Raw genomic sequence first — 21,895 nt, 5'->3', positions numbered from 1 at the left:
TCGGTAGTAGCGCTTTCTGCTACTGCCCACAGCCACGGAGTTCCAATGACCGCAACTTCACACGTCGATTCAGAGGCGGGCCCCAGCAGCAAACATGAGGAACGGAAAGTCCTCGCCGGGACGCTGGTCGGCACCACCATCGAGTGGTACGACTTCTTCATTTTTGCCCAGCTCACAGCAACGCTGCTGTCACCGCTGTTCCTCACCCCGCTGCAGGCCTCGAATCCCGGCCTTGCGCAGATCCTTTCCTTCGCGCTGATCGGCATCAGTTTCCTCTTCCGCCCGCTCGGCGCCGTCATCGCCGGCCACCTGGGCGATCGCCTGGGCCGCAAGGCCATGCTGGTCTTCACCCTCATCATGATGGGTGCCGCCACCGCGCTGATCGGCATGCTGCCGACCTACAACGACATCGGAGTCTGGGCGCCGATCCTGCTGATCCTGCTCCGCATCATCCAGGGCTTCTCCGCCGGCGGTGAATGGGGCGGCGCGGCACTGATGGCCGTGGAGCACGCTCCCAAGAGCAAGCGGGGCCTGTTCGGCGCGTACCCGCAGATCGGCGTTCCCGTCGGGATGATCCTGGCCACGGGCCTGCTGTACTTCCTCAACACCAGCATGTCCAAGGAAGCCTTCGGCGCCTGGGGCTGGCGCGTGCCGTTCCTGCTGTCCATCGTGCTGATCGTGGTGGGCTACCTGATCCGCCGTGCGGTGGCCGAAAGCCCGGTCTTCAAGGAAATGATCGAGCGCAAGGAGAAGGCCAAGGCTCCGCTCGGACAGCTGATCAAGTTCCACAAGAAGTCCGTGCTCTACTCCACGATGATCTTCATCGGCAATAACGCGGCGGGCTACCTGCTGATCGCGTTCTTCATCTCCTACGCCACCAAGACGCTGAAGATGCCGGTCGCCGAGATCCTGCTGGCCACCACCCTGGCTTCATTCGGCTGGCTGATCTTCACGCTCGTGGGCGGCTGGCTCTCTGACAAGATCGGCCGGGTCAAGACGTTCCTGATCGGCTACGGCATCGTGTTCGCCTGGATGATCCCGATGTTTGCCCTGATCGACACGAAGAACATCATGCTGTACGGCCTGGCGCTCTTCGTGCTGACCGTCGGCCTCGGGCTGTCGTACGGCCCGATGTCCGCCATGTATGCCGAAATGTTCCCGGCCAACGTGCGCTACTCGGGCATCTCCATCGGCTACGCGTTCGGTGCGATCCTGGGCGGTGCCTTCGCGGCCACCATCGCGGAGACGCTGATGCAGAGCACCAAGTGGACCGGCTCCATCGGCATCTACATCATGGTCCTGTGCGTTATTTCCGCAGTCGGTGTACTCCTGGCCGGCGAAACCAAGGGCCGCCCGCTGGGCGTCAGCAGCCACCACTAGGAGGCAGGCTGACTGCGCAGCATTCCTGACAAGCGGGCGCGGACCATTACGGTCCGCGCCCGCCGTTGGTGTGCCGGACCTAGACTCCCAGGAACTCCGTTGCCGCCTGCTTGAACGCCCTGCTGGTGATCACATTGCTGTGGTTCCGGCCGGGAATCAGCAGCTGCTCCACGAGCGCCCCTGACCTGGCGCCCAGTTCAGCGAGCTCGGGCATGGTCGCGGCCCGGTCGTCCTTCTCGCCGGCCACAAGCAGCATGGGCATGTGGGGGACGGCTTCGGCCGGATCGAAGGGTTCTCCCTTGATCGCTTCCACGAGCGACAACAGCGCAAAGATATTGTTGCTGGGCAGCCCCTGGGCCATTTTCAGCAGGCCGGCCGTGGACTCGTCCGCGATGGGCGTGCCGTCCGCCAGATAACGTTGCGCGGCCACCAGGTCAAAGGCCGCCAGCGGATCGGCAATGTTTGGGCCGCCGAGCACCAGGCGGTGAACGAGCTCCGGCTGGGTGGCGCCGAATTCCCAGGCGAGCCGGGACCCCAGGGAGTAGCCGACCACGTCGAGCCCGCTGGCGGGGTCGCCGTCCCGCAAGGGGCGGACACCGGCGTCGAACGCCACCTGCAGGAGGTCCGCGCGGATCCGGCTGGGGCTGTACGAATCCATGTCTTCCGGTGCCCCGCTGCGGCCGTGGCCGGGCAGGTCGACGGTGATGACGCGGCGGCCGGCTTCCAGCAGGGCGGCCAGCCAGCCGGTGTCCTGCCAGTTGAGCTTGGTGGAGGAGGAAAACCCGTGGAGCAACAGGACGGGCCGCAGCCCGGTGTCGGCCTCCGGCTCGTGCACCTCCACGTAAAGCTGGGGGTCGGTGCCCTCCACGGTGTGGTGGTGCTGCTCGCCGGTGTGCCTGCCGCTCATGGTGTCAGTCCTCATCAAGTACGGCGCTCAGGCGGACCCGGCGCTTTGGTGCCTCTTCCTTCGGGACCGTGCCCACGATGCCGGCAGTGTTGTCCGGCACCTCAAACACAATCAGGGGCTCGCCGACATTGATCTTGTCACCGGGCCCGCCGTGGATACGCACCACTTTACCTGCCTGCGGACTGGGCAGTTCAACAGCGGATTTGGTGGTTTCCACTTCGACGAGCGGCTGGTTGCGCTCCACCTGATCGCCCGGGGAAACCAGCCACTCCAGCACCGTTGCCTCGATCAGGCCCTCGCCGAGGTCGGGGAGCGGGAAGGAAATTTCAGCCACGTTTGTACTCCAATACTCGCTGGATGCCAAAGAGGATCCGGTCAATGTTCGGGATGTATTCGTCTTCCAGATCGCCCGAGGGATACGGCACGTCGAAGCCGGTGATGCGCTCCACGGGTGCCTTGAGCGTGTCGAAGCAGGCCTGCGTGATGAGCTGGGCAACTTCGGCGCCAAGCCCGGAGGTGAGCGGCGCTTCATGGACGACGACGGCGCGCCGCGTCTTCCGCACGGACGCCGCCAGCGTGGCTTCATCGATGGGCTTCAGCCAGCGCAGATCCAGGACCTCGATGTCGATCCCGTCCTCGGCGGCGAGCTCGGCCACCTGCAGGCAGCGCGCCACCATGGCGCCCCAGGCGACGAGCGTGAGGTGGCGGCCCGCACGCATGACTTTCGCGCCGGTGGGGGAGCCGCCGGTGGGGGAGCCTGCCGGGTCCGGAGAGTCGAAGTCGACCTCGCCTTTTTGCCAGTAGCGGGACTTCGGCTCCATGAAGATCACCGGGTCAGGCCGCGTGGCGGCGTACTTGAGCAGGTGGTATGCCTCGTGCGGGTTCGACGGCGAGACGACCTTCAGGCCCGGTACGTGCGCGAAGAGCGCCTCGAGGCTTTCGCCGTGGTGTTCGGGGGCGCGGATGCCGCCGAAGCTGGGCACGCGCAGGGTGATGGGCATCGGCATCGTGCCGCGGCTGCGGTAGTTCATCCGGGCAATCTGGCAGACGATCTGGTTGACGGCCGGGTAGGCGAAGCCGTCGAACTGGACCTCCGGGATTGGATGGAAGCCGGCCATCGCCAGCCCCACCGACATGCCCAGGATGCCGGACTCGGCGAGCGGGGTATCAAACACCCGGCCGGTGCCGTGCTTCGCCTGGAGGCCGTCGGTAATGCGGAACACGCCGCCGAGCCGGCCGCAGTCCTCACCGAAGACCAGCGCTTTCGGGTTCGCGGCGAGCACCTCGTCCAGGGCACGGTTCAGTGCCTGCTGCATGGACAACTGTTCAACTCCGCGGCGTGCAGTTCCTTCGGCCATGGCGGCCCCGCTTTCAAGGGTGGCATTAGACATGTTCGGACTCCTCGCGCCAGCTGGCGGCCTGGGCCTGCAGTGCAGGGGTGGTTTCCTGGAAGACCAGGTCGAACATTTCGGTGCCGGGGCGGGAACCGAGCGCCTGGATCCCGGCGCGGATGTCGTCCTCCTCGGCTTTGGCGGCTGCCAATGCTTCGGCGAAGAAGGCATCGTCGGCGATACCGTCGGCTAGCAGCTGCTTCCGGAACCGTTCCAGCGGGTCTTCGCCGGCGTCGTCGCGCTCTTCATTGAGCGACCGGTACCTGCCCGGGTCATCGGAGGTGGAGTGCGGGCCGCGGCGGTAGGTCATGGCCTCGATGAGCACCGGGCCATTGCCGGCGCGCGCGTGCGCGAAGGCGCGGCGCGTCGCTTCGGCCACGGCAACGACGTCGTTCCCGTCGATCCTCAGTGCCGGCATGCCGTAGCCCGCCGCGCGGGCGGCGACGGATCCGCCGGCCACCTGGCGTTCCGTGGGGACCGAGATGGCCCAGCCGTTGTTCTGGACGAAAAAGACCACCGGAGCCTTCATGACCGCCGCGAAGTTCATCGCCTCATGGATATCGCCCTGGGACGACGCGCCGTCGCCGAAGTACGTCATGGCCACGCCGTCCGCCTGATCCAGCGTCTGGCCGTGGGCCCAGCCCACGGCGTGGAGCACCGATCCGCCCACCACGGCCTGGATGGGTGCAAGCCGGGACTCGATCGGGTTATAGAGTCCGCCGTGCCACGTGGCCTTGTGTGTGGACATATAGGCCACCATGTCCACACCCATGGCCCGGGCCACGCCCATTTCCCGGTAGGTGGGGAAGACGAAGTCGCGGGTGGTGTCCACGGCGTAGCCGCTTCCCACCTGTGCGGCCTCCTGGCCGAGTTCCGGCGCGTAGCCGGGGATGAGCCCCTGGCGCTGCCAGGCGATCGCCGATGTGTCCAGGTGCCGGACGGCCACCATCAGCGAATACAGTTCGCGAAGCTGCTCGGCGGTCAGGGGTTCAGCATGTGGTCCCGACAGGTGCCCGGCGTCGTTGCCGTTCAAAGGGGAAGGCGAGGTATCCATGCCTGTGACCCTAGTCACGGGCGGAAGGCTGGGCAATCAGCCCACGTTGGACTTGCCAGATTGTGAAAAGCTGCCATGGCTGGAGCTGTATCGCATAGCAATTTGCCTAGTGGAATCGGGAGCGATCCGCTTGGGCTGCTGCCTACGTGCCTACCTTGCTGCGCTCGCCCGGCGGGACGCTGTGACCTTGGCGCCGATCCTGCAGGCCGCGGCAATCGCGGCAACCAGGATGATGGTGCTCACCAGCTGGCGGCTGCTCTCGGGGCTGCTGAAACCGACAGCGAAGATCAGCGCCAGCAGGACCAGTCCGAAGATCGTCAGGCCCGGGAAGCCCTTCATTCGGAGCGGAAGCTCGGTGCCGTCGCGATCCGCCTTGCGGCGCAGGATGAGCTGGGAGATGAGGGCAGAGCCCCAGACCATGAGGCAGGTTGAGCCCACCAGCTGGAATAGCGCCGGGAGGATCTGTTCCGGGAAGAGGAGTTCAAGCACGGCGGCGATGAAGCCGAAGGCCACGGAGACGCCCACGGCAACCATCGGCACCCTGGCCGCATTCAGCTTCGACAGGAAGCGCGGGGCTTCGTCGCGCTGGGCCAGCGAATAGATCATCCGGGACGCACCGTAGAGGTTCGCGTTGAGCGCGGACAGCAGTGCAATGACAGCCACCAGGGTGATGGCCGTGCCGGCTCCCGGAATCCGTGCGGCATCGAGTACGCCGGCGAACGGCGAGGCGAGGGATTCGGAGGTGGCCGGCAGGACAGCGGCAATGACAAACACCGAGCCGATGTAAAACACCAGGATCCGCCACAGCACCGTACGGATCGCCTGGGCCACACTGTGGCGGGGGTTTTCGGTTTCGGCGGCGGCAACGCTGACGATCTCGGTGCCGCCGAAGGCGAAGATCACCACGAACAGCGCAGTGGCAATTCCGCCGAGGCCGGCGGGGGCGAAGTTTCCGGTGATGTTGCCCAGGCCCGGGCTTGGTGCGTCAGGCAGCAGGCCCAGCAGGAGCGCCGTGCCGATCCCCAGGAACATCAGGATTGCGGCCACCTTGAGGATGGCGAACCAGAACTCGAATTCGCCGAAGTTGTTCACGCCGGCCAGGTTGATGGCGGTGAAGAGGGCCATGAACACCAGGGAGAGCACCCAGACGGGAATCACCGGCCACACCGTAAAAAGGAGGCCCGCCGCGCCGAGGGCTTCGGCGGCGATGACCACTACCAGCTGCAGCCACCACAGCCACCCCACGGTTGCGCCGGCAGTCCTGCCCATGGCCTTTTCCGCGTACACCGAGAATGCTCCGCTATTCGGGTTGGCGGCAGCCATTTCGCCCAACGCCCACATGACCAGGATGATCAGCGTGCCGGCCACGAGGTAGGAGATCAGGACGGCCGGCCCCGCGGCCTGGACGCCAGCGCCTGAGCCGAGGAACAGGCCCGCCCCGATGGCGCTGCCCAGCCCCATCATGGTCAGCTGGCGGGGTTTCATGCTGTGGCCGAGCGAAGTGGATGGGCGCTCTGCGGTGGACTTCATCGTCATGCTTGCGAACCTTCTTGTGGTCGGTGGTTGGTCCTTTTGGGACATATTGAATTTACCGTCCCGCGCGGGCCTCCTCGCACAGCTTCCGTGAGAGCATGGTGGCAGTTTGCAGGAGTATCGCCCGCTTGTGCGGCGATTTGTAAACTATTGGGCCGGGCTGAAAGGGAAATCAATGAATGTGGACGCAATGGACGCCAAAATTGTCCGATTCTTCACGGATTCGCCCAGGGCGTCGGTGCTGGAAGCCTCGCGCGTCCTGAAGATCGCCCGCGCCACCGTCCAGTCCCGGCTGGACCGGATGACGGCCGGAGGAGTCATCGGTTCGTGGGTGCCGCAGCCGGACCCCTCCCATTTCGGCTACCCGGTGGTGGCGTTCTGCTCGCTCACCATCAACCAGGACCTGGGGCACGATGCCGTGGTCGAAGCGCTGGCAGGGATTCCTGAACTGATCGAGATCCATACCGTTTCCGGCAGCTCGGACCTGATGGCTCGGATCGCGGCGCGGTCCAACCCCGACCTGCAGCGTGTCCTTGATGCCATGATCGCCACGAAGACCGTGCTGAGGTCCTCGTCCGTGATTGTCCTGAACACACACTTCCAGGGCCGGACGCTGCCGCTGCTCGAAGCGGCAGCTGCAATGTGACCTGAAGCATTTTGTGTAGGGGCCCTGCAGTCGTACCATTAGTTCTAGTCATATTGACTATAACTAACCGGAGTACCCGCGGACGGGTCACCGGTCGAAGCCCAGAGGCACCGTCGCGTGCGAAGAAAGCGGGGTGAACCGCCGTGTATACAAGCTCCGCCAACGTTGCCGAGCGCCAGGCCGCACCGCCGTCGCTCGCCATTTCCACGGTGATCTTCGCCCTCCGTCCCAGCGAGAAATCCGGGCGGCCCACGCTGTGGCTCCCGCTGGTACGCCGCATCCGTGAGCCGTTCAAGGATCTGTGGGCACTGCCCGGAGGCCCGCTGACCCACGCTGAATCCCTTCAGGACGCGGCGTCGCGGAACCTGCGGGAAACCACCGGACTGGCGCCGAACTACCTCGAACAGCTCTACGCCTTCGGCGGCCTGCACCGCTCGCCGTCCCAGCGTGTGGTGTCCATCGTGTACTGGGCGCTGGTCCAGCCGACGGAAGCCGCGCTCGCCGACGAATCAGAGAACGTCAAGTGGTTCCGGGCAGACCGCCTGGGAGACCTGGCCTTCGACCACAACGCGATCGTGGACTATGCCCTCGGGCGCCTGCGCAACAAGCTGGCCTACGGTTCGGTGGCCTACCACCTGCTGGGGGAGTACTTCACCCTGGCCCAGGTCCGGGAGGTCTACGAAGCCGTCCTTGACCGGGAGCTGGATCCCGCGAATTTCCGTCGCCAGCTCAAGTCCACGCCGGAAATCGAAGAAACCGGCGAATACCTGCAGGGCGGAAAACACCGCCCTCCCCGCCTCTACCGCTTTACCGGCCGCCCCGGCCTTGACCCAGATAACAGGAGCACACCATGAGCAGCGTCAACACGGCAATCCAGTTGATCACTCGCGAACAGGCCGCCAGCAGTGCCACAGGCATTGCAACAGCCGCCTCCACCTGCAGCCCGGCACTGGCCCGCGGGCCATGGGATTACGATCTCGCAGAGGCCCTAGCCGGTGTGCCCGCGTACGGCCCGGGTGCTTCCAGCTCGGACGTCGCCCCCGCGGCCACCCCGCGCCAGGGGCAGCTGCCCGAGGAATACAAGAAGGCCAGCGACGCCGAACTGGACACCCGCATCCGGGCGGCCAAAGCCGCACTCGGGGAGAAGGCCGTCATCCTCGGGCACTTCTACCAGCGGGACGAGGTGATTGAGTACGCCGACTTCGTGGGTGACTCCTTCCAGCTGGCCAATGCCGCGCTGACCCGGCCGGACGCCGAGGCCATCATCTTCTGCGGCGTCCACTTCATGGCTGAAACCGCGGACATCCTCTCGCAGCCGGACCAGGCGGTCATCCTGCCAAACCTCGCAGCGGGCTGCTCCATGGCGGACATGGCGGACATCGATTCCGTGACCGAATGCTGGGAGCAGCTGGAGGAGCTTTACGGCACCGAGCCCGACGCCGACGGCCGGGTTCCGGTCATCCCCGTCACCTACATGAACTCCTCCGCGGCGCTCAAGGGCTTCTGCGGCGACCACGGCGGCATCGTCTGCACCTCATCCAACGCCGCCACAGTGCTCGAATGGGCCTTCCAGCGCGGCCAGCGGGTCCTGTTCTTCCCCGACCAGCACCTGGGCCGCAACACTGCCAAGGCCATGGGCGTGCCGATGGATCAGATGCCCATGTGGAACCCGCGCAAGGACCTCGGCGGCAACGACGAGAAGACCCTGCTCGATTCCCGCGTGATCCTCTGGCACGGCTTCTGCTCCGTGCACAAGCGCTTCAACGTGGGGCAGATCGAGAAGGCCCGCGCCGACTTCCCCGGCGTCAACGTGATCGTGCACCCCGAGTGCCCCATGGAGGTGGTGGACGCCGCGGATTCCGCCGGTTCCACTGACTTCATCCGGAAGGCCATCGCCGCCGCCACGGAACCCACGACGTTTGCGATCGGCACCGAGATCAACATGGTCAACCGGCTGGCGGCGGAGTACCCGCAGCACACCATCTTCTGCCTGGACCCGGTCATTTGCCCCTGCTCCACCATGTACCGGATCCACCCCGGTTACCTGGCCTGGGTACTGGAGGCGCTGGTCAACGGCGAAGTCCTCAACCGCATCACCGTGGACGACGACGTTGCCGCTCCGGCACGCGTGGCCCTCGAGCGGATGCTGGCGGCGCGGCCGTGACCAGGCGGCTTGTGGTTGCCGGCAGCGGTATTGCCGGACTCTACGCGGCGCTTCTGGCGGCCGACGCCCAAGATGGCTCTGCGGCGGAAGTGGTCCTGCTCAGCAAGGGGCAGCTGGAGCACAGCAACACCTTTTACGCCCAGGGCGGCGTGTCGGCTGTGCTGGAACCGGGCGAAGCCGCCCCCGGCGACTCCGTGGAGGCCCACGTGGCCGACACGCTGGCCGCAGGGGCGGGCCTGAACAACCTGGAGGCCGTGCGCATCCTCTGCACGGAGGCGGCACAGGACATTGCCGGGCTGCGCCGGTACGGGGTCACCTTCGATGCCGATGCGCAGGGGGACACCGCACTGGGACTGGAAGCTGCCCATTCCGCACCGCGCATCCTGCACGCCGGCGGGGACGCCACCGGCGCCCGCATTGCCCGCGGACTGATCGCCGCGGTCCTGGAACGGGCGGTGTCCGGCCGGCTCCGGCTGGAAACAGGCGCTTTCGTCACGGAACTGACGACGGCGGACGGCCGGGTGACCGGCGTGACTTACCTGCAGAACGGCGAACTCAAGAACCTGGCAGCCACGGGCGTGCTGCTCGCCACCGGCGGTGCCGGAAGGATTTTCGCGCGCACCAGCAATCCCTCGGTGGCCACAGCCGACGGACTGGCGCTGGCCTGGCGTGCAGGCGCCGCAGTGAGCGACCTCGAATTCTTCCAGTTCCACCCCACCACCATGGCGATGACGGAGACGGCAGGCGGCCCGCCGCCGCTTCTGGTGTCCGAAGCAGTCCGCGGCGAGGGCGCGGTGCTGATCGATGCCGACGGCCACCGCTTTATGCCGGACTATCATCCCGACGCCGAACTTGCACCGCGCGACGTCGTCTCCCGCAGCATCGCGCTGCACCTTGCCCGGACCGGGGTGCCGGCGGACAGCCCGGTGTTCCTGGACGCCCGGGGCATTGCTGCCGCCAAGGGCCCGGACTTCCTGGCGCGGCGGTTCCCTACGATCACCGCCGCCACGGCGGCGGCAGGATACGACTGGACGGCCGAACCGCTTCCGGTGTCTCCGGCAGCCCACTACTGGATGGGCGGGGTGGCCACGGACCTGGGCGGACGGACCACCGTCCCGGGACTCTACGCAGCGGGCGAAGTAGCTTGCACCGGCGCTCAGGGCGCCAATCGGCTCGCCAGCAACTCGCTGCTCGAAGGGCTGGTTTTCGGCCGGCGCGCTGTGGAGTCCTTCCTTTCACCTGAACCGTCGGCTGGGGCGCCGTACGACGCTGTTCCTCCGCGTGCTGTCTCGGCCGCTGGCGGCCTCCCCTTGACGCACGCTTCCGGAACACCCTCGAACGACGGCGGGAAGCGCGGCCTTGCGTGCGGGGAAGCGGCCTCAGCGGCGCAGCCCGAAGATGTCGTTATGACTGTGCCGGATCCCGGTCCGTTCTCGCGGGACGCTCTGGGGCGGTTGATGACCGGTGCTGCCGGGGTGCTGCGAACAGGGTCTGAACTCGATGCTGCTGCCGTCCAGTTGGCCGAGTGGGCGGAATCCATCGACGGTACTGACGCGCGCGACCCGCGTCAGTTTGAAGACCGCAACCTGTTGCTGGCCGCCCGGCTGCTCGTGGAGGCCGCCCGGAACCGGACTGCCTCCGTGGGTGCCCACTACCGGGCGGATACGGACCCCGCGGCCGCCCCCTCCCATTCGATGCAAAGGATTTCCTCATGACCACCACCGCCCAGGAAACACTGGCCCGGACGGGCGTTGAGCTCACCGGCAGCCTCCCCGAAGCCGCCGTGCTGGGTGTGCTCAGCGCCGCGCTCGCCGAGGATGCCCCTTACGGTGACATCACCTCGCAGGTCCTGATTCCAGCGCAGGCACGCGCGACGGCGGTGCTGAACGCCCGTGTCCCGGGCGTCCTCAGCGGGGGAGCCGTGTTCGCTGCCGCCATGAAACTCACGGACCCGGACGCCGTCGTCGAGCTGTTGGTGGCGGACGGCGGAAGGTTCGGCGCGGGCACGGCGCTGGCCAGGGTGTCCGGCAACGCCCGGGCAGTCCTGCTTGCCGAGCGCGTGGCCCTGAACCTGGTTCAAAGGATGAGCGCGATCGCGACGAAGACGGCCGAATTCGTGGACCTTGTCCAGGGAACCAAAGCCCGCATCACCGACACGCGGAAGACGACTCCGGGCCTGCGGGTGCTGGAACGCTACGCAGTACGCTGCGGCGGCGGAGCCAACCACCGCTTCAGCCTGTCCGACGCCGTGCTGGCCAAGGACAACCACCTCGCGGTCATCACTGGAGGCGATCCGGCGAAACTCACCGCAGTGCTCAGGTCGGCGAAAGCGCAGCTCGGCCACACCACGCACTTCGAGGTTGAAGTGGACCGGATGGAGCAGGTGGAGCCTGTGCTCGCCGCCGGAGTGGACACGATCATGCTGGACAACTTCACGCTGGAGGAACTGGCCGCCGGTGTGGCGCTCGTGGACGGTCGGGCCCGGGTGGAAGCCAGCGGCAACGTCAACCTCGGTACTGTCGCAGCGATCGCGGCCACTGGTGTGGACGTCATTTCCATCGGCGGCCTCACGCACAGTGTGATCGCCCTCGATCTGGGCCTCGACATTGAACTGCTGGGCGTTGAACTGACTGACGCTGAACTGACGGTGGGCTGAACGGGCCATGATTTTCCTGGACGCCGCAGCAACCACGCCGGTCCGCCGCGAAGTGCTGGAAGCCATGTGGCCATACCTCACCGGCGACTTCGGAAACCCGTCGAGCCACCACTCGCTCGGAGAGTCCGCCGCCACGGCGCTCGCCGGCGCTCGCACGGCCACGGCCAAGTCGCTGAACTGCCGGCCCGCGGAGGTTACCTTCACGTCCGGCGGCACTGAGGCGGACAACTTGGCCGTCAAGGGAATCGCACTTGCGCGACAGGCTGCGGACCAGGCCCTCAACCGCGTGGTGATCAGCGCCGTCGAACATCCCGCGGTGGAAGAATCGGCACGGTACCTCGAACGGTTCCACGGTTTCGCCGTTGATACCGTCCCGGTGGACGGCTACGGGCAAGTGACACCCGCAGCCCTTGCAGCCGTGCTCCGCCGGGAGACGGCGCTGGTCAGCGTGATGTATGCGAACAATGAAGTGGGAACGGTCCAGCCAATCCGGGAACTGGCCGCGCTGTGCCGTGAGAAAGGCATCCCGTTCCACACGGACGCTGTCCAGGCTGCGGGCTGGCTTCCGCTGGACACGAAAATCCTCGGTGTGGACGCCATGAGCATCTCCGGGCACAAGCTGGGTGCACCCAAAGGCAACGGAGCGCTGTTCGTGCGGAGCCGCACCCGGGTTGAACCCCTGCTCCATGGCGGCGGGCAGGAACGCGGCCGCCGCTCCGGAACCGAGAATGTTGCGGGCGCCGTGGCGTTGGCCACCGCACTGGCGCTGGTCCGCCCCGGTCAGGAGCACGTCGAAGCCCTGCGGGACGACTTCATCCGCGAGGTCCTGGCCGGGGTGCCCGGCGCGCATCTGACAGGACACCCTGCCGAGCGGCTGCCCTCGGTGGCTTCCTTCTGCTTCCCGGGGACCAGCGGCGAATCGGTGCTCCTTGAGCTGGAACGGCAAGGCGTGGTGTGCTCCAGCGGGTCCGCCTGCGCCGCCGGATCCGATGCCGCCTCGCCGGTGCTGCTGGCGATGGGCATTCCGTCCGACGTCGCCCAGACCGCCGTCCGCTTCAGCTTTGACGCCTCGGTGACGGCGGCGGAACTGCACGAAGCAGCAGCGGCCGTCCGGCACGCAGTGGACAGCGTGCAGACGCTGGGCATCCGCTAGGGCGCATGCCCGCAGCGCGCGGTCAGGCGCGCTATCCGGGCTGCCGCTGCACGGTGCCGTCAGCGGTGCCGTGCGCGGCGGAAGATCCAGTGCCGCAGCAGCGCAAAGCGCACTGCAGTGGCCGCGAAGCCGGACAACGTGGTGGTCCACAGCTCATCGGACATGCTCGCATCAGGATTGAACCAGTGCAGCACTCCGAGGCTGCCTCCGGTGAGTACCAGCGCAATCACGATGACCACCAGGCCGCTCAGGTGGTCCCTGCCGACTTTGCTACGTCCGGCGATTTTGAACGTGAGCCGCCGGTTCAGGGCCGTGTTCATCACCGAGGTGATGATCAGCGCCGAGGCGTTGGCCAGTTGCGGCCCCAGCCAGGGCCGTAGCAGCGCGTACAGGGCAAGCGAGGTCACCGTGCACACAATCCCTACACCAGTGAAACGGATTAGCTGCCGGACTGCGGGGAATCGCAGGACGCCGCGGTAGTGCTTCGTGGCCGGTGGCCGCCGGACGGCCGTGTCGGAACCGGACTGTTGCGTCAGCGGGACGGCGGTCGCAGCAGGTGATTCCATCGCTCAAGCCTGCCACACCACACCGGCGGATTCGGTCAGGCGGCGGCGTCCCTGACCGGGTTCGTCAGTTCGCCGATCCCTTCCACCCGGCAGGTAACGGTGTCTCCGGGGTGCAGCTGTGCGCTTTCGGCAGGGAATCCGGTGAGGACCAGGTCTCCGGGGTGGAGCGTCATGAAGGACGTCAGATAAACCAGGATTTCGTCCACGCCCCAGCCGAGGTCCGCTGAACTGGCAGCCCTCAGCTCAGTTCCGTTGTGCACGACTCCGATGGAAAGGGCCGCGCTGTCCAGGGCGGTGTCCAGGCCCGTCACGATCCACGGTCCTACCGGTGTGAACGTGTCCTGGCTCTTGGCGCTGATCCACAGGTCGTCCGCTTTCTGCAGGTCCCGGGCTGTGACGTCATTGCCGATAGTGAAGCCGAGGACGGCCTCCCGGGCGTTCTCCAGCGTCAACCCGCGGGCCTTGCGTCCGACGACGACGGTCAGCTCGGCTTCCGGGTCCACATGCCCCACTCCTGCCGCGAGTTCTATGGCATCGCCCGGTCCCACCACGCTGGTGGCTGCCTTGTGGAAGGCCTGCGGAGGAAGGTCCCGGCCCGCCGGGCCCGTGTTGTGCGCCATGCCCAGCACGTTGGCCGGAATGCTTGGCGCCAGGAACGTGAATGCGTCTTCGCCGACAGTGGAGCCGTGGTGCCAGCCTGCCCGCGGGGCAGCCGCCGCGTTCGCCAGTGACCCGGGGAAGGGGCTGTGGATAACAGTCCAGAGCTTTCCCGCTTCGCTGCCGAAATCCGGAGCTTCATTGGCGACGAAGAACTGTTCCAGCTCCGAGGCGGGGGAGTGCGGGCGGACGCGGGCAATGCGGCGGGTCGGTGCGGTCATCACGACATCCTACGTCCCGCCGGGACGTGCCGTCGGAGTGTGTCAGCCGGAGGCCCTGCCCTGCGGCTGGGCCCGTCAGTACAGTTCGCCGACCGGGATCTCCACGGCCAGCCGGTTGGACGGGCCGGCCAGCGGGCAGGCCCAGGCCTCGTTGTAGGCGCAGGAGGGGTTGTAGGCGAAGTTGAAGTCCAGGATGAACTCGGCGTCGGGCCCTGATCCCAGCACGCCGTGGAAGGCGCCCTTGATTGTGTCCAGCAGGTAGCGTCCGGCGCCGTAGCTGCCGCCGGGCTGACCCGCCGTCGCATCCCGGAACGGCACGAAGATGCCGCCGCCGTAACCGTGCAGCTTCCAGACGCCCAGTTGACCCATCTCGGGCAGGTCGAAAGTGCCCAGCCGGACGAACCTGACCAGCCCGTCGGTGCCCGTCTCGACGTTCATTTCCCGGCCGGCTCCCTCTTTCGTCAGGGGCACGTGGAACCTGTAGATGGGGTCGTAGTCAGCTGTCCGGAGGCCGCTGAACGTGGCCTTGGATGCTGCGGTGAGTGCCGACGCCGGGTGCGTGCCGAACATCCTGTCGCGTTCCTGCCGCCAATACGAGTGCGCCTCGGCGGGGCTGTCCACGGCTATCCTTCGGACGTTTTGGTACATGGCAAAGGTCCGGATCCGCCAGTCGGCAATGTCCAGGGCCGAGATGTCCGCCACGCTGTCCTGCTCCGCGTCAAAGTGCTGTTCCGCCATGCCCCCAGCGTAGCCCTCTTTGCGGGCGGGAAACCCCGTGCGTCAACACTCCGCCCGGAACGCGGCGGCTGCACCGGCCGCGCGGCTACTCTTGCCTCATGACAGGGAAGGCAATGGCCCGCAGGGCACGGCTGGGCGCGGCGTTCATCGTGGCGGCCGCGGTGATGTCCGGATGCAGCGGTGACGGCAAGGGACAACCGGCCTGGACGGCGGGCAGCAGCCCGTCCGAGAGCGCGACAGCGGGAGGAACGCCGTCGGCGTCGGCAACAGGCGCAACACCCGGATCCTCCGCCACCGGCGCGCAACCTTCGGCGTCGGGTACGGAATCCGCCTCCGCCGGGGCGACGGCCGCCGCGTGGAAGGTCTTTTCGGATCCCGCCAAGGTCGTGAGTTTTGAACTGCCGCAGGACTGGATCGCACAATCAGTCACGCCGGACCAGGGGACGCTTCCGGGGGCCCTCAAGGTCGAAGTCAAGGACGCCAAGGGGACCTACCTGGCGACGCTGCAGACGGGCCTGCCATCACCGTCCTCCGCTGCCTGCGCGGACGCGGCCAGAAGGCCCTACGTGGTGGTCAGCAGTGTTCCGGTGGACCTGCCGCACCGTGAGGGTGACGGCCTTATCACCCCGCATGTGGTGTTCCGCGTGATCCAGGGATACAAATACTTCGGCTCCTTCGGCATCACCAACGTGGTGGGGGGAGGCGACGGCAAGGCGTGCACCCTGCAAAACGTGGTCCGTGGCCCCGAGGGCAAGGGCGACGTCTCGTTTGGAGACCTGGCCGCGCTCCGGGCATTCGCTGCGGATGAGAAAGTGGCCCCGGCCAAGGCCTTCGACACCCTGGACCAGGCGGCGAAGTACGTCAACGAGGGGTCTGAATTTGCGAATGTCCAGCGGATGCTAATGTCTCTGAAGATCAAAAGTTAGTCCCGCCGCCCGCCCGTAAACCCAACCGGCCGGCACCGGGGACTGTTCTGCCACTACCTCACACCCCGGAGATACATGGAACGCAGCGTGGCCGCCCGCCTCGTCTTCAAGACCGCAGCTGAAACCAAAGTCGCACTGGCGGTTGCCGTCGCAAGGAATGCGGGCTATACGTCGCTCGTGGAAACGTTGTCGGTGACCTCCGGAACGGACCCGGTGCCCGTGACGGAACTGTCCGACCACCACGGCGGCCGCTTCCACTACATGGAGTTCGCAGACCCCACGGAGGTGACCGTGGACTACTCGGCCACCGTTTCCGGGCTGGCCCTTCCGGAAGAGCCAACCCGCATGGAACTCATCCGCTACGTCCGGCCCAGCCGCTACGCGGAGTCCGACCGGCTGCTGCCTACGGCCTACGCGGAATTCGGCGGCCTCCAGGGCGAAGAGCTCCTGCTCGCGGTCCGCAACTGGGTCTTCAGCGAGCTGCGCTACGTCAGCGGTTCCTCCCGGGGGACCGACGGAGCGGTGGAGACGCTCCTGAACCGCCGTGGCGTGTGCCGGGACTTCGCACACCTGGCCATTTCCCTCCTGCGTTCGAAGGACGTCCCGGCCAGGCTCGTGGCGGTCTACGCGCCCGGGCTGAGCCCGATGGATTTCCATGCCGTGGCAGAGGCCTATGTCAACGGTGCCTGGCATGTCATCGACCCCACCGGGCTGGCCCCGCGCGAGAGCATGCTGAGGATCACGGCGGGCCGGGACTCCTCGGACACCGCCTTCCTGTCCACTGTCGGCGGAAGCCTGTCCTTGCGGGAACTTCGGGTCACTGCGGTGGTGGACGGGCAGCTGCCTGTGGAGGACCCCGCCAAACTCGTCGCCCTAACCTGACGCAGGCCTTAGCGCCCTGACAAGGACCCGCGCAGTTTCTCGGTAAGCCGCAGGAGTTCACGCTGTTCGCTGGCGGTAAGTGCGGGGGTGATCAGTGCGGAAATGTCGCGGACATGTTCGCGTCCGATCTGCTTCTGCAGCTCCCGGCCGGCATCTGTCAGCCTCAGGAGGACGCCGCGTCCGTCCTGGGGCGCCGGCATGCGCTCCAGGAGCCCCCGTTTCTCCAGCCTCTCCACAAGCCTGCTGAGGCTGGACTGGCTGAGGAGTACGTTGTCGTTCAGTTCGTTCAAGCGCAGCCAGCCGGAGGGGCAACGCGAGAGGGTGAAGAGGACGTCGTATTCGTTGACGGCCAGCGACTTGAAGGCAGGGCCGGACTGGAGCCTGCGCATCACCGCAACCTGGGCGCGGAACAGCGACTCCCAGGTTTCCGCAGCGAGTCTGACGGGCGACCCGCCTGGCTGGGCGTTCATCAGGCGTCCCGGGCCGTTGGATTGGTCACTGCATCCTCCTGCACCTGGGCGGCCAGCCGGGCTGCCACCCGTCCGGCGTGCGTGGGCGGTTCCGGTACATGGGCGGGCGTGAGGGCGGCGTACTCCTTGCGCAGGACCGGCAGGACCTCTTCGCCGAACAGGTCGAGCTGTTCCAGCACGGTCTTTAGCGGCAGGCCCGCGTGGTCAATCAGGAACAGCTGGCGCTGGTAGTCGCCGAAGTATTCACGGAACGTCAGGGTCTTTTCGATGACTTCCTGCGGGCTGCCGACGGTCAGGGGGGTCTGTGACGTGAAGTCCTCCAGGGAGGGGCCGTGGCCGTAGACCGGGGCATTGTCGAAGTACGGGCGGAACTCCTTGACGGCGTCCTGCGAGTTCTTCCGCATGAAGAATTGTCCGCCGAGGCCCACGATCGCCTGGTCGGCCTTGCCGTGGCCGTAGTGCTCGTAGCGTTCGCGGTAGAGGCCGATCAGCTGCTGGTAGTGCTCCTTGGGCCAGAAGATGTTGTTCGCGAAGAAGCCGTCGCCGTAGTACGCAGCCACTTCCGCGATCTGCGGCGTGCGGATGGAACCGTGCCACACGAAGGGGGCGACGCCGTCGAGCGGGCGGGGGGTGGACGTGAAGTTCTGCAGCGGCGTGCGGTGCTTGCCGGACCAGTTGACGGTGTCCTCGTCCCACAGCTTGCGCAGCAGGCTGTAGTTCTCGATGGCCAGTTCGATGCCGTCCTGGATGTTCTTGCCGAACCAGGGGTAGACCGGTGCCGTGTTGCCGCGGCCCATCACGAGGTCCACGCGTCCATCAGCAAGGTGCTGCAGCATCGCGAAGTCTTCGGCGATCTTCACGGGATCGTTGGTGGTGATCAGTGTGGTCGCCGTGGACAGGATGATGCGTTCTGTCTGCGCCGCGATGTAGGCCAGCGTGGTGGTGGGGGAGGAGGAGAAGAACGGGCGGTTGTGGTGCTCGCCGATGGCGTAGACGTCCATGCCGATCTCTTCGACCTTCTTGGCGATGGCTACGGACGCTTTGATGCGCTCGTGTTCCGTGGGCGTGCGGCCGGTAGTGGGGTCGCTGGTGATGTCACTGACACTGAATACGCCGATCTGCATGATGTGCCTTCCGTTCCTGAACTGTTCGGGTCTGGTTTCAGTGTACCCGAGATACATGCATTTGCATCTATCGGTGGATGTAACGTCTGGCACGCCAGGATATTCCCGCACGGTTAAACAGCAATGCCCGTCCCACCGGGTGGCACGGGCACTGCTGTTGTTCAGGCGCAGAAAGACTTTCAGGAAGCGGCTATTCGGGTTCGCCGGCCGCTGCCCGGCGGCCGGAAACCTTGGGCACCATGCCCGTTGTCCAGTCGCGGAACTCTGCGTCGACGTCGTCCGGCGGACCGAAGTCGGGACGTTCGTGCATTGCGCGGAGCAGGGTCTTCTTCTCCCGGCGCCCTTCCACCAGCCGGTACAGGACTGGTACCAGCACCAGCGTCAGCGCCGTCGAGGAAACCAGACCGCCGATCACCACGATCGCCAGCGGCTGTGAGATGAATCCGCCGCCGCCGGTAAGTCCGAGTGCCATGGGCGTCAGGGCGAAAACGGTGGCCAGGGCGGTCATCAGGATGGGGCGGAGGCGTTGCCGCGCCCCGTGCGTGATGGCATCGGCCACGTTCATTCCGGGGGACTTCGTTCCGGAAAGACCGGTCCGTGGTTGCCGGTACTGGTTGATGAGGTCGATCAGGACGATGGCGTTGGTCACCACGATGCCCACCAGCATCAGCATGCCGATCAGCGAGGGCAGCCCCAGCGGCACCCGGGTCACCAGGAGCAGCGCGATGGCTCCCGTGGCGGCGAACGGGACGGACACCAGCAGGATGAGCGGCTGGATGAGCGATTTGAACGCCGCCACCATGATCACGTAAACGATGGCGATGGCGGCCAGCAGGGCCAGGCCCAGTTGCTGGAAGGACTCTGTCTGCTGGGTGGTGGCGCCGCCGATCTCCGCCGTGACGCCTGCGGGCAGTTCAACCCCCTTGAGCCGGTTCTGCACCTCTGTGCTCACTGCGCCCAGGTTGGCGCCCGACGGCGTCACCGAGACCCGCGCGGTCCGCTGGCCGTTGCTGGCGGTGATGGATACCGGGATGTCCACCTGCTCCACAGAAGCGATGCTTCCCAGCGTGACGGCACCACCAGCGGCCGGGAGCGGGATGTTCCGGACGGCGCTGATGCTGGTAAAGCGGGTGCCCTCGCCGATCTGGACCGGGAAGTCGTTGGTGTCGATCCGCACCGTTCCGGCCGGCAACGGGCTGATGGTGGCGGCCAGGACACCGGCCACCTGCTCCTCGTTCAAGCCCGCCGCGACGGCCTTGGCGCGGTCCACCTTGACCTGGACCACCGGCTGGCTTGCCGCAAGGTTGGTGGCAACCTCGGTGCTGCCGGGTACGCCTTCCATGGCCTTGACCATGGCATCGCTGGCTGCCCTGAGGTCTGCGGAGTTTGCCGCCTTCAAAGTGATGTCCACCGTGGAGGTGGTGCCGAATCCGCCCTGTTGGGAGCCTACGGAGATCTTGCCGGCGTCGCTGATTTTGGCCAGTTCGGTGCGGACGGTTTCCTGGAGCCGGGCCTGGTTGGCCTTCTCCTCGGTGACCACCGTGAACGAGGAGTTGGAGGCGCCGCTGGAGGTCAGGGCAGTGAAACCCGTCTGCGCGTTCCCTGACGTGACCTGGACGTCCTTGATGCCGTCGATGTCCCGCAGTACTTCCTCGACCTTCACGGCGGCCGCGCTGGTGTCCGTGAGGCTGGTTCCGGCCGGCAGGACCTGGCGGACCGTCATACTGTTTTCGCCGGAGCGGCCCAGCAGGTCAGTGGCGAGCAGGGGGGTCATGGCCGCCGTCCCGCCGAGCACCAGGACAGCCGCGATGAGTGTCACCACCGGGTGTTTCTGAGTCTTGTTCAGGACGGGCAGGTAGCCCCGCTGGAGCAGGCTGCGCTGCTCCTTCTCATGGGCCTTGGCGGCGGCTTCCCGGGCGGCCTCTGCGGAAAGCTCGGCTCCCGCGCTGCCGGCCGGCGTCTTGAGGAACCAGTAGGCCAGAACGGGAACGATGGTGAGGGACACCAGGAGTGACGAGAGCAGCGCTATGGTCACCGTCAGGGCGAAGGGCCGGAACAGTTCTCCTGCCAGTTCCCCGACAAAGGCTATTGGGAGGAAGACGGCCACCGTAGTCAGGGTGGATGCCGTGATGGCGCCGGCGACTTCCCGGATGGAAGTGAGGATGGCGGACAGCTTGGTTTCGCCGTAGCTCAGGTGCCGCTTGATGTTCTCGATGACCACAATCGAGTCGTCCACCACGCGTCCGATCGCGATGGTGAGTGCTCCGAGGGTCAGGATGTTCAGCGAGTATCCCGTGGCAGAGAGCCCGATGAAAGTGATGAGCAGCGAGAGCGGGATGGAAACGGCGGTTACCAGCGTGGACCGCACGGACATCAGGAATACCAGGATCACCGCGACGGCAAAGCCGAGGCCCAGGAGGCCCTCCGTGGTGAGGTCCTTGATGGACTTTTCGATGAACGGGGCCTGGTCGAACACCGGGGTGAACTTGGCGTTGGATCCCAGCTCGGCTTCGAGCTGGCTGATGGAATCCTTCACCGCGTGGGAGATCGCCACGGTGTCACCTTCGGGCTTTTTCGTCACGGAGAGGGCAAGCGTTTCCTTGCCGTTGGTCCGGGTTATCGAGGTGCGGGCGTCGTCCTTGATGCTGACATCGGCCACGCTGCCGATGGTGGCGGCGTCCTTGGCGCCACTGAGCGGCAGGGCCTTGACTGCGTCCAGGGAGTCCACGGGGCTGCCGATCTGCAGCGAGAGCGTTTTGCCCTGTTCCTCGATGGTGCCTGCCGGAACCAGAGCCCCGTTGTTTTTCAGGGCGTTGGTGATGGACTGGAGGGTGGCGCCCTTGGCTGCCATGGCATCGGGGCGGGGGAGAATCTGGATGTGCTGGGACGCGCCGCCGGTGACGTCGGCGCCCCTGACGCCGTCGAGCTTCTGAAGACGGGGGACGCTGAGGCGCTGGAGATCGGCGTTCAGCTCACTGAGCGGCTTGTCGGAGGAGACCGCCAGGAAGACAATCGGGAAATCGCTGATGCTGCCGGCAATGGCCTGCGGCTGGACGTCATCGGGCAACCCGCGCTTGGCATTGGAGATGGCACGGTCGATCTGGTTCCGTGCCCGGTCCAGGTTGGAACCGTACGTGAACACCATCGTGATCTGGGAAACGCCCGTGCGGGACGTGGACGACGTCGACTCGAGCCCCTCGACACCGTTAAGCGCGGTCTCGAGGGGCCCGCTCACCTGCTTGTCCACTACTTCCGGCGAGGCCCCGGGCATGGCGGAAATGACCGTGATTTGCGGAAACTCGATGGAGGGAATGAGCTCTTGTTTCAGCGAGGACATGGTGATCACGCCGAACACCGACGCAAAGACGGTGATCAGCGCGATCAGTGCCCTGTTTGCCAGCGAAAGTTTAGCCAGCCGGTACATCTC

The 21,895-nt window shown here is 66.3% G+C and carries 20 protein-coding genes; 9 read left to right on the top strand and 11 right to left on the bottom strand.

What is annotated here, in order from left to right:
- Positions 1-45 precede the first annotated feature (45 nt).
- Positions 46-1,380, top strand: coding sequence for an MFS transporter (locus tag ASF98_RS00725; RefSeq protein WP_055796150.1), 1,335 nt, complete (start codon positions 46-48; stop codon positions 1,378-1,380).
- Between the two features lie 79 nt (positions 1,381-1,459).
- Here ASF98_RS00725 and ASF98_RS00720 read toward each other — a convergent pair whose 3' ends face one another.
- The 5 genes from ASF98_RS00720 to ASF98_RS00700 form a co-directional block, all read right to left on the bottom strand.
- Positions 1,460-2,287, bottom strand: a complete 828-nt coding sequence (locus ASF98_RS00720) for an alpha/beta fold hydrolase (protein WP_055796147.1) — start codon at positions 2,285-2,287, stop codon at positions 1,460-1,462.
- A gap of 4 nt (positions 2,288-2,291) precedes the next feature.
- Positions 2,292-2,621 carry a biotin/lipoyl-containing protein gene (locus ASF98_RS00715; protein WP_043482513.1) on the bottom strand — a complete coding sequence of 110 codons (330 nt, stop codon included), beginning with the start codon at positions 2,619-2,621 and terminating at the stop codon, positions 2,292-2,294.
- The gene (locus tag ASF98_RS00710) at positions 2,614-3,678 is read right to left on the bottom strand and encodes an alpha-ketoacid dehydrogenase subunit beta (protein ID WP_055796145.1); all 1,065 of its coding nucleotides are present in this window, start codon (positions 3,676-3,678) and stop codon (positions 2,614-2,616) included. Before ASF98_RS00710 ends, ASF98_RS00715 begins: the two co-directional genes overlap by 8 nt.
- The gene (locus tag ASF98_RS00705) at positions 3,671-4,627 is read right to left on the bottom strand and encodes a thiamine pyrophosphate-dependent enzyme (protein WP_235505584.1); all 957 of its coding nucleotides are present in this window, start codon (positions 4,625-4,627) and stop codon (positions 3,671-3,673) included. Before ASF98_RS00705 ends, ASF98_RS00710 begins: the two co-directional genes overlap by 8 nt.
- Positions 4,628-4,882: 255 nt before the next feature.
- Positions 4,883-6,268: an amino acid permease gene (locus ASF98_RS00700; protein ID WP_055796139.1), complete on the bottom strand. Its 1,386-nt coding sequence runs from the start codon at positions 6,266-6,268 to the stop codon at positions 4,883-4,885.
- Between the two features lie 172 nt (positions 6,269-6,440).
- Between ASF98_RS00700 and ASF98_RS00695 the strand changes: the two genes are divergently transcribed.
- From ASF98_RS00695 to ASF98_RS00670, 6 genes are all read left to right on the top strand, one after another.
- The gene (locus ASF98_RS00695) at positions 6,441-6,911 is read left to right on the top strand and encodes an Lrp/AsnC family transcriptional regulator (RefSeq protein ID WP_055796136.1); all 471 of its coding nucleotides are present in this window, start codon (positions 6,441-6,443) and stop codon (positions 6,909-6,911) included.
- Between the two features lie 143 nt (positions 6,912-7,054).
- A complete protein-coding gene (locus tag ASF98_RS00690) occupies positions 7,055-7,765 on the top strand; it encodes an NUDIX hydrolase (RefSeq protein WP_028272969.1) in 711 nt (236 codons plus the stop codon).
- Positions 7,762-9,075, top strand: coding sequence for a quinolinate synthase NadA (gene nadA / locus ASF98_RS00685; protein ID WP_055796133.1), 1,314 nt, complete (start codon positions 7,762-7,764; stop codon positions 9,073-9,075). Before ASF98_RS00690 ends, nadA begins: the two co-directional genes overlap by 4 nt.
- Positions 9,072-10,790 (top strand): L-aspartate oxidase, encoded by a 1,719-nt coding sequence (locus tag ASF98_RS00680; protein WP_055796131.1) that lies wholly within the window; start codon positions 9,072-9,074, stop codon positions 10,788-10,790. Before nadA ends, ASF98_RS00680 begins: the two co-directional genes overlap by 4 nt.
- Entirely contained in the window at positions 10,787-11,731 is a 945-nt protein-coding gene (nadC, locus tag ASF98_RS00675; protein WP_055796128.1) for a carboxylating nicotinate-nucleotide diphosphorylase, read from the top strand. The genes ASF98_RS00680 and nadC overlap by 4 nt, the downstream gene beginning before the upstream one ends.
- A 7-nt stretch (positions 11,732-11,738) precedes the next feature.
- On the top strand, positions 11,739-12,884 hold the full coding sequence (locus tag ASF98_RS00670; RefSeq protein WP_055796125.1) for a cysteine desulfurase family protein: 1,146 nt from the start codon (positions 11,739-11,741) through the stop codon (positions 12,882-12,884).
- Between the two features lie 59 nt (positions 12,885-12,943).
- Here ASF98_RS00670 and ASF98_RS00665 read toward each other — a convergent pair whose 3' ends face one another.
- The 3 genes from ASF98_RS00665 to ASF98_RS00655 all read right to left on the bottom strand — a co-directional run bounded on the left by ASF98_RS00665 (position 12,944) and on the right by ASF98_RS00655 (position 15,066).
- Positions 12,944-13,450 carry a GtrA family protein gene (locus ASF98_RS00665; protein WP_055796122.1) on the bottom strand — a complete coding sequence of 169 codons (507 nt, stop codon included), beginning with the start codon at positions 13,448-13,450 and terminating at the stop codon, positions 12,944-12,946.
- A gap of 35 nt (positions 13,451-13,485) precedes the next feature.
- Positions 13,486-14,328 (bottom strand): fumarylacetoacetate hydrolase family protein, encoded by an 843-nt coding sequence (locus ASF98_RS00660; RefSeq protein ID WP_055796120.1) that lies wholly within the window; start codon positions 14,326-14,328, stop codon positions 13,486-13,488.
- A gap of 75 nt (positions 14,329-14,403) precedes the next feature.
- Positions 14,404-15,066: a DUF1684 domain-containing protein gene (locus tag ASF98_RS00655; RefSeq protein ID WP_055796117.1), complete on the bottom strand. Its 663-nt coding sequence runs from the start codon at positions 15,064-15,066 to the stop codon at positions 14,404-14,406.
- A gap of 98 nt (positions 15,067-15,164) precedes the next feature.
- Here ASF98_RS00655 and ASF98_RS00650 point away from each other — a divergent pair, with 98 nt between their 5' ends.
- The gene (locus ASF98_RS00650) at positions 15,165-15,992 is read left to right on the top strand and encodes a lipase chaperone (protein WP_055796115.1); all 828 of its coding nucleotides are present in this window, start codon (positions 15,165-15,167) and stop codon (positions 15,990-15,992) included.
- Between the two features lie 75 nt (positions 15,993-16,067).
- Positions 16,068-16,874 carry a transglutaminase-like domain-containing protein gene (locus tag ASF98_RS00645; RefSeq protein ID WP_055796113.1) on the top strand — a complete coding sequence of 269 codons (807 nt, stop codon included), beginning with the start codon at positions 16,068-16,070 and terminating at the stop codon, positions 16,872-16,874.
- Positions 16,875-16,882: 8 nt separating this feature from the next.
- Here the strand turns inward: ASF98_RS00645 and ASF98_RS00640 are convergent, their stop codons facing one another.
- The 3 genes from ASF98_RS00640 to ASF98_RS00630 all read right to left on the bottom strand — a co-directional run bounded on the left by ASF98_RS00640 (position 16,883) and on the right by ASF98_RS00630 (position 21,892).
- A complete protein-coding gene (locus ASF98_RS00640) occupies positions 16,883-17,344 on the bottom strand; it encodes a MarR family winged helix-turn-helix transcriptional regulator (RefSeq protein WP_055796110.1) in 462 nt (153 codons plus the stop codon).
- Positions 17,344-18,468 carry an LLM class flavin-dependent oxidoreductase gene (locus tag ASF98_RS00635; RefSeq protein ID WP_055796106.1) on the bottom strand — a complete coding sequence of 375 codons (1,125 nt, stop codon included), beginning with the start codon at positions 18,466-18,468 and terminating at the stop codon, positions 17,344-17,346. The genes ASF98_RS00640 and ASF98_RS00635 overlap by 1 nt, the downstream gene beginning before the upstream one ends.
- A 190-nt stretch (positions 18,469-18,658) precedes the next feature.
- Positions 18,659-21,892 carry an efflux RND transporter permease subunit gene (locus ASF98_RS00630; protein WP_055796103.1) on the bottom strand — a complete coding sequence of 1,078 codons (3,234 nt, stop codon included), beginning with the start codon at positions 21,890-21,892 and terminating at the stop codon, positions 18,659-18,661.
- Between the last annotated feature and the right edge of the window lie 3 nt (positions 21,893-21,895).

It is taken from the genome of Arthrobacter sp. Leaf337 (assembly GCF_001423745.1).
Lineage (GTDB): Bacteria > Actinomycetota > Actinomycetes > Actinomycetales > Micrococcaceae > Arthrobacter.
The sequence above is the reverse complement of the archived record's forward strand: the minus strand, read 5'-3'. Positions and strand labels throughout refer to the sequence as shown.